This window comes from Mesorhizobium sp. M0626 (assembly GCF_040320665.1).
Taxonomy (GTDB): domain Bacteria; phylum Pseudomonadota; class Alphaproteobacteria; order Rhizobiales; family Rhizobiaceae; genus Mesorhizobium.
In genome coordinates this window covers 1-10,973 of the sequence record NZ_JAMYQD010000046.1, presented here as the reverse complement: position 1 = coordinate 10,973, position 10,973 = coordinate 1, and the positions used below count along the sequence as shown (strand labels likewise).

Here is a 10,973-nt window from a genome sequence, read left to right as displayed (position 1 = left end):
AGCATCTCAAATCCACCAACATGCTGGAGCGGCTCAACGAGGAAATCCGCCGGCGCACCTATGTCGTGCGCATCTTCCCCAACACCGAAAGCTGCATGCGCCTGGTCAGGGCGTTGGCCGTCGAGACCAATGAAAACTGGATGGAGGCCAACCGATACATCAACATGGACGACCTGCGCGAGCACAAGAAACTCGCTCTGCGCCAAGCCGCATGACCAGCATCATGGCTGCCCCATTTTGCAGAACTTGACGCACACAACCCCCCGCGACAAAGGCTGCTGGGCCGTCGTAGCGCCGATCTGCTCCGGCATGGCCGCGTGAATGCCCGCTCGACTCCAGCAACAGCTTCATCCTTGGTTGCGACGTTCCCGCGCGCGCCGCCGTCATCGAGCGTATCTTACTCGCCTAACCCGGATCGTGCCGCGTCCGCTTTCCGGGACGCACGGATCTATGCTCAATACCTAATGTCAGGCGCGTACCTGAATTGGTCCTCGAGCCTAGATAGCGCGTTAGTCCATACCCGACATTGCGATGTCCAGAAATCGACCGTTTCGCGAACAGCGATGACTACTCGGAGCTGCTATCTCGTTTGCGCCACGAACTGTCCCCTGCCCTCAATGCTTCCAACGTCTCATTTGGGGGCCGATAACGGACTGACAGCTTCGAGCGTCGAGCCGTTGGGTTAGACCCTGACGCCGATGCGTGCGCCGACGGAATCTTCCAACAGTCAACAACGCCGAGCTAAGCGTCGAGCAAAACCGTCCCTCGCGGGCGGCTGCAACATGCCAGGACATAGCCGGCAGATTTCTCTTTAGCATTCAGTCCGCCTAAATCGTCCATGGTAACCTCGCCGGATAGTTTGGCTATTCGGCACGTTCCGCAAACGCCCTGCTGGCAGGCGGTTGGGATGTAGATGCCACAGTTCCGCGCCGCGTCCAGCAGGGTCTCTCCGGGCGCGCAGCGATGCTCCACACCCGAGCGGACAAAACGGACCGAAGACGAAATCGCCAAGCCCAATTCCGACCGAGAACCATTGCTGCCTCCGAAACTCTCCTCGTGATACTGCGCTGGCGGGAAGCCTATTGCATCAAGGCAGGCGCGTGCCGTCTTCATGTACCCTTCGGGCCCACAGGCAAAAACAGTGCGCTTTTGAAGATCGGGAACCAGGCTCAGCAGCATCCGACCATCAATTCGGCCGGTTGAACCCGTCCAAGCGGGACCTCCCTGGCCGCAAACCAAAGTCACTTGAACATTGGGAAAGCGAGCGGCAAGTGCTTCCAGTTCCGCTCGGAAGATGATGTCGCCTGGGGTTTTCGCGCTGTGAATGAAGCGGATCTCCCTGTCGTCTGCGCGGTCTGTAAGCGCACGCAGCATTGACATGGTCGGAGTCACGCCGCTCCCGCCCGAAAGGAAAACAGGTTTCTCCGACGGCAATTTATCCAGATTGAACGAACCGAGCGGCCCTTCGATCTCGATCTCGCTGCCCGGCGTCAAATGGTCATGGATCCAGTTGGAAGTGAGCCCGCCCTGCGTTCGCTTCACGGTGATCTGAAGATCAAGCGGTCGCGTCGGCGGTGACGATACCGAGTAGGCGCGCGTTATTGTGGCGCCGTTGATCCTGAGGTGCACGAGAACATACTGGCCCGCGCTGAAGCAGAACATCCGACCAGCGGCAGATGTGAGAACAAATGTTTTCACATCGTGCGTCTCGTCTATCACGCGACGGCAGAGCACTATATCTCGCGTCTTTTGTGCCCATCGCCGCTGACGCATGGTGGGCACGACATCTGAGGCTTGGATGGAGGCGTATGCATTCATCGTGCGGCTCGGCGTTAGGTCGAGCGAACATGCCAGTTCTTACCCCGCTGAACAGCAATATTATTCCAGCGTTATGATCGGGAATATCGATTAAACCTCCAGCGACATAACAGCGAGATGGAGAGCACGGATGCCTTTGCGAATGATCGGTTCGTGTTTGCGGCGTGCCAGTATCGCCGTATGGACTGGCTGGTGCAAGGTCGGCGCTCCTTCGACCAGGAACGATGGAAGCTCACCGGTAAACCTGCGCGCATCATCGCTGCGCATGTAGCAAGTGCCGCCCGTTCGCCGGAGCATGATCTCCGCCAGAGCTTCCGATCCGGTCGAAAGTCGGCAGATCGCCAATTGGGCCAGCATCTCTGCGTGCGTTTTCTCCAGCACGACGGTGTAGCCTGGTCGGATGTAGGTGTCGGGATCGACGTCCGACAGGTTTCTGGCGGCAGTCGAAACCATTACATATTCCTCGACCATCAGGTGCTCGTATGCGATCTCAGGCAAGTAGCGGGGGGCATAAAGCACCGCGATATCCAGGTTTCCCATGCTGAGGTCGCTGACCATCTGGTTCGAATAATCCGACTCGACATGGATTGAGGACTTCGGAAGTGCTTGGCACAGGGTTTCGACCCACCCGGGCAGGACTGAGCGGGTCATGCCCACTTGGGCGGCAACGCGCAAGGTGCCTTCGAAACGGTTGAAGGCCCGGACATCGTGGCGAGCCTGCGACCAAGTGGATACCAGAGATCTTGCGTAGGCTTCGAACCGGCGCCCTGCGGCAGTCGGCTCTGCCCCGGCGCGTCCGCGTTGGAACAGTTCAGATCCGATTGCGCTCTCCAGGTTCTTGATGCGGGTGCTGATTGTCGATTGGGTTAAGCCCAACCGATCTGCGGTGCGATTGAAATTTCTCGATTCGATGATGTCGAGAAAGGTTTCGATGTGATCAAGCTGCATGGAAATCCCGATCGAAAAATTCGATCATGTTCCTGCCTACCATAAGCTTGATCAAACAATACTCAAGGGGGAAGCTGCACCAGATCATCGGCCGGCGCACCGCCGGGACGGGCCACGGAGCGGAACAAAGTGTTCATAGTTGATTGCGACTGTCACAATTACTGGTCAAGCGCCACCGTGTTGACGCCATACCTTTCCGGCTTGTGGAAAGACATGTTCACCGAGGGCGAGAAAACAGGTCCAGTCGGCGCATTTCCGCATGGCCATCGCCCCTGGTTTCATCCGCAGGACTTCTCCCGCAAGGACGTCCGTCCGAAGACGGAAGCCGACAATTATCTCATCATGAAAGAGAAGCACCTCGACAAGTACAAAGTCGACGTGGCGATCCTCACCGGCGATGAGCCGATCGAGGCGTCGACCCTCGCCAATCCTTACTATGCCAGCGCCCTGGTCAGCGCCTACAATGACTATCAGATCAACCAATGGCTGCCGAAAGACGATCGTTTCATGGGTTCGATCATCATCGCACCACAGGATCCGAAGCTCGCTGCCGCCGAGATACGCCGTCTGGGCAGTCATCCGCGTATGGTCCAGGTTCTCGCTTCCCAAGGGTCCGTCAAGCCGTATGGAGACCCGTTCTACCATCCGATCTACGAAGCTTGCGCTGAAGTAGGGTTGCCGTTCGCCATACATCTGGGCGGGCATGGCGGCGTGAATTCAACTGCCATTGCGCCTGCGCCCACGACATTCTTCTGGGAAACGCATGCCATTTTGCACATGTCCGCGATGTCGCACGTGGCAAGCATGATCGCCCATGGCGTCTTCGAGAAGTGGCCGGACCTCTACTTCGTGATCATCGAGTGCGGTGTCGCCTGGGTTCCGTCGGTCCTGTGGCGCCTGGATGCCGACTACAAAGCGCTGCGTAAAGAGACGCCATGGCTGAAGATGCTGCCATCGGAATATTGCCGGCGCAACATCCGCTTTTCCACGCAGCCGCTGGAGCAACCTGCAAACATCCAACATCTCTGGTCCACGCTCGAAGCGATGGACGGGGAAAACACGCTGATGTTTGCGTCGGACTATCCGCACTGGGATTACGACGATGCCAACACGCTGCAAATCCCTCCTGCCTGGAAGAGCAAGATCATGGGACTGAATGCGTTGGAAGTCTACAAACGCATCCCCCGTGCGCAAGCCGCGAATGCTGCCTGAGGAAGCATACGATGCCCGAGAAGACATATATCTGCCGCGTCGACGAGATCGAAACAGGATCTCCGTTTATCGCCAAGATCCGCAGCCTTTCGGTCGGGATTTTCCGCATCGGAGATTCATTCCACGCGCTGCTGAATGTCTGTCCGCACCGCGGCGCTCCACTTTGCGAGGGACCGCAATGCGGGACAACCGCGCCCGTTGAACAAGCGCAATTCATCTATCATCGCGAAAACGAGATCGTTCGATGCGCCTGGCATGGCTGGGAATTCGACATCAAGTCAGGTGAAGCCTTGGTCGATCCGTCCATTCGCGCTCGCACATTTCCAGTCACCGTCGAAGCCGGCAGCATCTATGTGACGGCCTGATTGGCCCAAAAGCCGATTGGGATTGGAAAAATTCGAAGAAAGATGGCCGAAGCCAACTAGCAGATTTGTTCGCAGGTGCTTGAAAAAAATAACGCGGAGAACTCCGCAATGGGAGAGTCAAATGTCAGAATCTGAATACAAGCTTGGTCTCGCGCAAAGCCTGGTCGGTGGCGACAAAGTTTCCCGCCGCGACTTCATTCATCTTGGGATAGCCGCAGGCCTGACGGTCGCCGCCGCCGACACGCTCTTCGTCGCCAGGGCGCGTGCCGAACCGATGCACGGCGGCTTCGCCAAGCTCGGCATGGCTCATGGCGCGACGACGGATTCAATCGATCCGGCCGGCTACCCCGATACGTTCACACAAACCGCGTTTTCGGGCTCGCTATCCAACAGCCTCACTGAGGTCGACGCCAAAGGCAATGTCCAACCGGACCTCGCCGAGAGCTTCGAATCTTCGGATGGGGCCAAGACCTGGGCCTTCAAGCTGCGCAAAGGCGCAACCTTCCACAACGGCAAGACTGTGACGGCGGATGACGTCGTGACGTCATTGCAATATCACATGGGCAAGGACACAAAATCGGCGGCGAAGTCGCTGTTGGAGTCCGTCGCCGGGATCAAGGCCGACGGCCCGGAAACGGTGGTCTTCACGCTCAAGAGCGGCAACGCCGATTTCCCTTACATCATGAGTGACTACCATCTGGTCATCATGCCAGCCAAGGACGGCAAGGCGGACTGGGCTTCAGGGGTTCGCACCGGCGCTTTCCTCCTTGAGAATTTCCAGCCCGGCGTTTCGGCGAAACTCAAGCGCAATCCAAACTACTTCAAAAACGGCAAGCCCTATCTCGACGAGGTGGAATTCATCGCCATCACTGATCTTGCCGCTCGCATGGCGGCCTTGTCGACGGGCGAGGTGGACTATATCGGCCGCGCCGACCTCAAGACCCTCGGCATGTTGAAACGCAATCCGAAGGTGGAAATCGTCGAGGTCACCGGCTACGGACATTATACCTTGCCGATGAATGCCGCGATGGCGCCGTTTGATAATCCAGACGTGCGAACGGCATTGAAATGGGCGATCAATCGCCAAGAAATCGTCGACAAGATCTTTCTCGGCCACGCCACCGTGGCTAACGACAACCCGATCGCGCCAGCGATCAAATTCGCCAAGGATCCGCAACCGCAACACAACTTCGATCCGGAAAAAGCCAAGCACTACCTGAAAAAGGCCGGAATGGAGAACCTGAAGGTGGATCTCTCGGTCGCCGATGCCGCTTTTGCAGGCGCGGTGGATGCGGCTTCGCTCATTCGCGAGACGGCAGCCCAATGCGGCATCGACGTCAATGTCGTGCGGGAGGCCGAGGACGCTTATTGGGACAATATCTGGCTCAAGAAACCCTGGTGCGCATCCTATTGGAGCGGTCGAGCGACGGCCGACTGGATGTTCACGCAAGCCTTCGCCGCGGACTCCAGCTGGAATGAGTCGTTCTGGAAAAATCCCCATTTCAACGAATTGCTTGTTAAGGCGCGGGCCGAGACGGACGAGGCCAAGCGAGCGGGAATGTATGCCGAGATGCAGCAACTGACCCACGACGATGGCGGCAGCATCGTGCTGGTCTTCAACAATTTCGTCAGCGCCCAATCCAAAAAGCTCGCACATGGCGAAGTGGCGCCCAACTGGGAGAACGATGGACTGAAAATGGCCGAACGCTGGTGGATCGCCACGGCATGAAAAGGCGGCCGGGGCCACGATGGTTGTGAGGCTCCGGTCGGCTTGCTCCGAGTGCAGGACTGCCGCCCAAAGGGAGACGGCACTCACATGAACCCCGTCGCAAGAACGGTTCTGCAGCGCCTTGGCCTCGGCCTGGTCACTTTGTTCATCGTGTCCATCATCATCTTCTCTGCCATCGCGATGCTTCCGGGCGACTTCGCCAAGGCCACGCTCGGGCAGTCGGCGACGCCCGAAACGGTCGCCGCCTTTCAGCGGGAAATCGGCATCGATCGTCCGCCTGTCGAGCGCTATTTCGTCTGGGTCGCGCAAATGCTTCACGGCGACTTCGGCTCTTCGTTCGCGAGCCGCACCGGATATCGGCGTACCGTGGCCGAGATCATCGCGCCACGCCTCTACAATACGATGTTTCTTGCAGCGGTGACCGCGCTGATAGCGGTTCCGCTGGCGCTTGGGCTTGGCATTCTCGCCGCGCTGTACCGCAACGGCTGGTTCGACCGGCTGGTGAATGCCGTGACACTGACAACTATTTCGTTCCCGGAGTTTTTCGTCGCCTATATGCTCGCCTACCTGGTGATCTCGCGCGACACGTTCATTGCATCCGATTTCGCTCAATCCCTGCCCCATTGGCTCAGTATCTCACTGACCTGGGCACTTAATGCGGTTCCCAAATTTCCGACATTGTCGAATGTGAACGATCAGACCCCATTTTGGGAGCACCTCTGGAAAGTGGCGCTGCCGGCAATCACCCTTACACTCGTGATCGTGGCCCACATGATGCGCATGACCCGAGCGGCCATCATCAACATGCTCGCAAGCCCCTACATCGATATGGCGCGCCTCAAGGGAATGTCCCCGATGGTGATCGTGCTGAGGCATGCCCTGCCCAATGCCTGGGCTCCCATCGTCACTGTCGTGGCGTTCAATATGGCATATCTCATCGTCGGAGTGGTCGTGGTCGAGGTCGTTTTCGTCTATCCCGGGATCGGCCAACTGATGGTTGATGCGGTAAAATCCAGGGATGTTCCGGTTGTCCAGGCCTGTGCCCTGATTTTCGCCGCGACCTACATCCTTCTCAACCTGCTGGCCGACATTATTTCCATCGCCACCAACCCCAGGCTCTTGCACCCTCGATGACCAGATCCCAATCTATCGCGGCGGTTCAGAGGCTGAGGCGCTCGCGTGCCAGCCGGGCGACAACAGCGCTGAAGAAGGCACCGCTTAGTGCATGGTTCGGCATCGTGGTGATCGTTGGCTACGTCCTTGTTGCGGTCTTCGCGCACTGGATAGCCCCATATGGCGAGACGCAGGTCTTCAGCGAAGCCTTCGCGCCGTGGAATCAGGAATTCAAATTGGGAACCGACCAGCTCGGCCGCGACATGCTCACCCGCTTGATCTACGGTGCGCGCAACACCATCGCTATCGCGGTCGCGACTACATTGCTCTCCTTCGCGGTAGGCGTGTCGCTCGGCCTCCTTGCCGCATTGTATAGGGGGTGGCTCGACCAGATCTTGTCGCGTGCGGTGGACGTGCTGATGTCGATCCCGAGTCTGATCTTCGCGCTGGTGCTTCTGTCGATCTTCGGCTCGTCGATCACCAGCCTGATTGTTATCATTGCGCTTCTCGATTCCACCCGTGTCTTTCGGCTTTCTCGCGCCGTTGGGCTTAACGTGGCCGTGATGGAATATGTCGAGGTGGCGCGATTGCGCGGCGAGGGACCGAGATGGATCATCGCCAATGAAATCCTTCCCAATGTCATGCCTCCACTGGTCGCCGAGTTCGGCTTGCGATTCTGCTTCGTGTTCCTGACAGTCGCGGCGCTGTCGTTCCTCGGAGTCGGTATTCAGCCGCCGACGGCCGATTGGGGATCAATGGTGCGCGAGAACGCAACCCTGATCACTTACGGCGATGTCACGCCGCTGCTTCCGGCCGGCGCGATAGCTCTTCTTACCGTATCCGTAAATTTCGTTGTGGACTGGTACCTGCACGCAACAAGCGGGTTGCGGGATGAAAAGTAGCGATCCAGGCTCACGCGAAAAAGGAAAGGATCTACTGCAAATCCGCAATCTGCATGTGGAGGGATCCTCGGACGAACAGTGGCATCCCATCGTCCGCGGGATCGATCTTACGCTGAAGCGGGGGGAGGTTCTTGGCCTAATCGGCGAGTCAGGCGCCGGCAAGTCCACCATTGGCCTTGCCGCAATGGGCTATGCCAAACCGGGCTGCCGGATCACACAGGGCTCGGTCCTGTTCGACGGGATTGATCTCCTGGCAGTCAATGAAAAGGGGCGCCGTCGTCTCCGGGGCTCCCGCATTGCCTATGTCGCGCAAAGCGCGGCGGCCTCCTTCAATCCGGCACATCGGCTTTTGGAACAAACCATCGAAACCGCGGTGGCGCATGGAATCGTCAGCCGGGAAGAGGCGAACCGGAGCGCCGTGGATCTTTATCGGCGTCTTCAGCTCCCAGAACCCGAGAGCATAGGCTTTCGCTATCCTCATCAGGTCTCAGGCGGGCAGTTGCAACGGGCCATGACAGCGATGGCAATGGCTTGTCGACCGGACCTCATAATATTCGACGAGCCAACAACGGCGCTCGATGTGACCACGCAGGTTGAAGTCCTTGCCTCCATTCGCAACATCGTTGAGGAATTCAGTACTGCTGCAATCTACGTAACGCATGACCTGGCGGTGGTGGCGCAAATGGCGGATCGCATCATGGTTCTGCGACACGGAGTTACCGTGGAGGTGGCTGACACACGCCAGATGCTGGCCTCCCCCAGCCAGGAATATACGAGGACGCTCTGGGCAGTCCGCAAGCTCGCCAAGCCCGAAGTTCCAGCCGATGACTATCTCTTGACGATAGACAACGTCACCGCGGCTTATGCCGGAGGGGTCAAGGTGCTCCAGGATGTCTCCATCAAGGTTCCGCGCGGAAGAACAGTCGCTGTGGTCGGCGAATCCGGTTCTGGGAAATCGACGCTCGCTCGAGTCGTTACCGGACTCTTGCCGCCAAGTTCGGGTTCGATTTCTTTCGCAGGCCAGCTCCTTTCCAAGAGCCTGAAGGCGCGGCCCAAGGAGGTCCTGCGTCGCGTCCAGATGATTTATCAAATGCCCGACAACGCCCTTAATCCGCGCCAAACGGTCGAAGAAGTCTTAGAGCGGCCACTCGAATTCTACCTCGGCCTCAAAGGCGCGCAGAGAGATCGCCGGATAAGCGAACTTATGCACATGGTCGAGATGAGCGAGGATTTTCTGGAACGTCTACCTGGCGAGCTATCAGGTGGCCAAAAACAACGCGTCTGCATTGCGCGGGCATTGGCTGCCGAACCGGAGCTTATCATCTGCGACGAGATCACATCCGCGCTCGACCAAATTGTGCAGGAGGAGATCCTCAAGCTTCTGATGCGCCTACAGCGTGAACTCGGGATGAGCTACATCTTCATTACCCATGACATTGCCACGGTGCGCGCGATAGCAGACGAGATTGTCGTCATGCACGGCGGCAAAGTCGTCGAGCAGGGATTGAAGAGCGTGGTTCTCACACCTCCGCATGCCGCTTACACCGAACGGCTTTTGTCCTCTGTTCCCGAAATGGATCCTGACTGGCTGACAAGATTGCTGGCCAGTCGGAAAATCTGACAGGTTGCAAGGTGGTCAGGAATTAAGTCCCCGTCCGCCCATCTTCCACGTGCTTTGAAGGGCATGATCGAGCTCCACGCGCAGCGATCAGCGCGACTATTATGCACGCCTTCTGGAACCGTCTATCGCTGATCCAGGACCATCAGGCTAGGTTTGACGCTGAGGCGTATCGGAAATACGTTCGCGCACGGCATGCTCGGTCTTGTCTGCTGTGGACTTCACGATCTCGCCGAGCTGATCGGCTATCGTGTCTGCTTCCATATCTTGCCGTGCAGCTTCCTGCTTGATGGTCTCATAGGCGTCGGCGGCGACCTGCTTGGCCTCATCGAGGCCCCTGTCGAGCAAAGTTTCGGCGGAATCGCGAAGCTTGTCGCCATAGGCGCCTAGTTGCTCGTCCTCCGTTGCGGTATGGGGCAGAATTGCACCTATAGCGGCGCCGATGGCGAGACCGACGGCCGCAACGGCCAAGGGTTGATCCTCCAACAGATCTTGCGCGGAGCGGCTGGCTTTCGCCGCCATGTCCCCAGTCGTCGAGCTTGCATTGGCAGCGCTTCCCGTCAGACCCGCCGCAGCGGCTCTTGCGGTGCTCGATATGGTGTCGCCGACGCTGGCAGCGCTCGAGGAGAGCGATTCCGCGGCGTCGGAGAGCGTGCCGCCCAAGCCGCCGCGCTCCCCTGCTACATCATGTCGTCCCGGCGCTGGAGGCAATGGATAGCCAGCCGAACGGTGGGCGGTGTTTGAGGTACCGCTGCCGAACATCAGCCAGGCCAGACCTGCGCCCACCATGGTGACCGGCAAAGGATTGTCTCGGACCTGCGTTCTGAGATTGCTGAGCATGGCCGCGCTCTCCCCTCCCGAGAACAGCCCGGTGAACTCATCCAGCAATTGTCCAGGCGTCATCTTGCCTCGAATGGATTCGGCGGTCTCCATCACCCGAGCGCGAGCAGCCTCGGCCTCGCGTTCAAGTTCGCCTGCGGATTTCTCGTTCATCTCACCTGTTCCTTAATCGCGCTCGCGTCGCGCTTGAGCTGTCCCTGGGTCCGGTCGGGGGTAAGTTCCGAAGGCGCCATGCTGGCCGTCCCGGTCCGCAGCAGGATGACGCCGAGGACCGCCACGACCACACCGACCAGCAGGGAAGACCACCCCGCGCCAAGCCCTGCCCGCGTCAGCGCGATAATGAGCGCCTGCAGCAACACCAAGAGCGCGGCGAGCAGGCAAATCGCGCCGCCCAGCACTTCCGCGGCACCTGCTCCGGCTTTGGTAAG

General features: G+C 58.7%; 11 protein-coding genes. 7 read left to right on the top strand and 4 right to left on the bottom strand.

The window, feature by feature from the left end; genetic code table 11:
• The coding region (locus tag NKI37_RS31590) for a transposase (RefSeq protein WP_352791794.1) at positions 1-215 on the top strand (215 nt) is incomplete at its 5' end.
• Between the two features lie 526 nt (positions 216-741).
• Here NKI37_RS31590 and NKI37_RS31585 read toward each other — a convergent pair.
• Together NKI37_RS31585 and NKI37_RS31580 are read right to left on the bottom strand one after the other, a co-directional pair.
• Positions 742-1,818, bottom strand: a complete 1,077-nt coding sequence (locus tag NKI37_RS31585) for an FAD-binding oxidoreductase (RefSeq protein ID WP_031204576.1) — start codon at positions 1,816-1,818, stop codon at positions 742-744.
• Between the two features lie 90 nt (positions 1,819-1,908).
• Positions 1,909-2,766, bottom strand: a complete 858-nt coding sequence (locus NKI37_RS31580; RefSeq protein ID WP_023673822.1) for a LysR family transcriptional regulator — start codon at positions 2,764-2,766, stop codon at positions 1,909-1,911.
• Positions 2,767-2,895: 129 nt separating this feature from the next.
• Between NKI37_RS31580 and NKI37_RS31575 the strand changes: the two genes are divergently transcribed.
• From NKI37_RS31575 to NKI37_RS31550, 6 genes are all read left to right on the top strand, one after another.
• A complete protein-coding gene (locus NKI37_RS31575; protein WP_031194312.1) occupies positions 2,896-3,978 on the top strand; it encodes an amidohydrolase family protein in 1,083 nt (360 codons plus the stop codon).
• 11 nt (positions 3,979-3,989) lie between these two features.
• Positions 3,990-4,343, top strand: coding sequence for a Rieske (2Fe-2S) protein (locus NKI37_RS31570; RefSeq protein ID WP_023673824.1), 354 nt, complete (start codon positions 3,990-3,992; stop codon positions 4,341-4,343).
• A 121-nt stretch (positions 4,344-4,464) separates the two neighbouring features.
• Positions 4,465-6,072: an ABC transporter substrate-binding protein gene (locus NKI37_RS31565; protein ID WP_352791792.1), complete on the top strand. Its 1,608-nt coding sequence runs from the start codon at positions 4,465-4,467 to the stop codon at positions 6,070-6,072.
• A gap of 87 nt (positions 6,073-6,159) precedes the next feature.
• A complete protein-coding gene (locus tag NKI37_RS31560; protein ID WP_023673826.1) occupies positions 6,160-7,206 on the top strand; it encodes an ABC transporter permease in 1,047 nt (348 codons plus the stop codon).
• 104 nt (positions 7,207-7,310) lie between these two features.
• Positions 7,311-8,087, top strand: coding sequence for an ABC transporter permease (locus tag NKI37_RS31555; protein WP_352625198.1), 777 nt, complete (start codon positions 7,311-7,313; stop codon positions 8,085-8,087).
• On the top strand, positions 8,077-9,708 hold the full coding sequence (locus NKI37_RS31550; protein WP_023686074.1) for an ABC transporter ATP-binding protein: 1,632 nt from the start codon (positions 8,077-8,079) through the stop codon (positions 9,706-9,708). Before NKI37_RS31555 ends, NKI37_RS31550 begins: the two co-directional genes overlap by 11 nt.
• Positions 9,709-9,855: 147 nt before the next feature.
• Here NKI37_RS31550 and NKI37_RS31545 read toward each other — a convergent pair whose 3' ends face one another.
• Together NKI37_RS31545 and NKI37_RS31540 are read right to left on the bottom strand one after the other, a co-directional pair.
• Positions 9,856-10,698 (bottom strand): hypothetical protein, encoded by an 843-nt coding sequence (locus NKI37_RS31545; RefSeq protein ID WP_352794659.1) that lies wholly within the window; start codon positions 10,696-10,698, stop codon positions 9,856-9,858.
• A partial coding sequence (locus tag NKI37_RS31540) for a phage holin family protein (RefSeq protein WP_352794067.1) occupies positions 10,695-10,973 on the bottom strand: 279 nt, incomplete at its 5' end. The genes NKI37_RS31545 and NKI37_RS31540, both read right to left, overlap by 4 nt.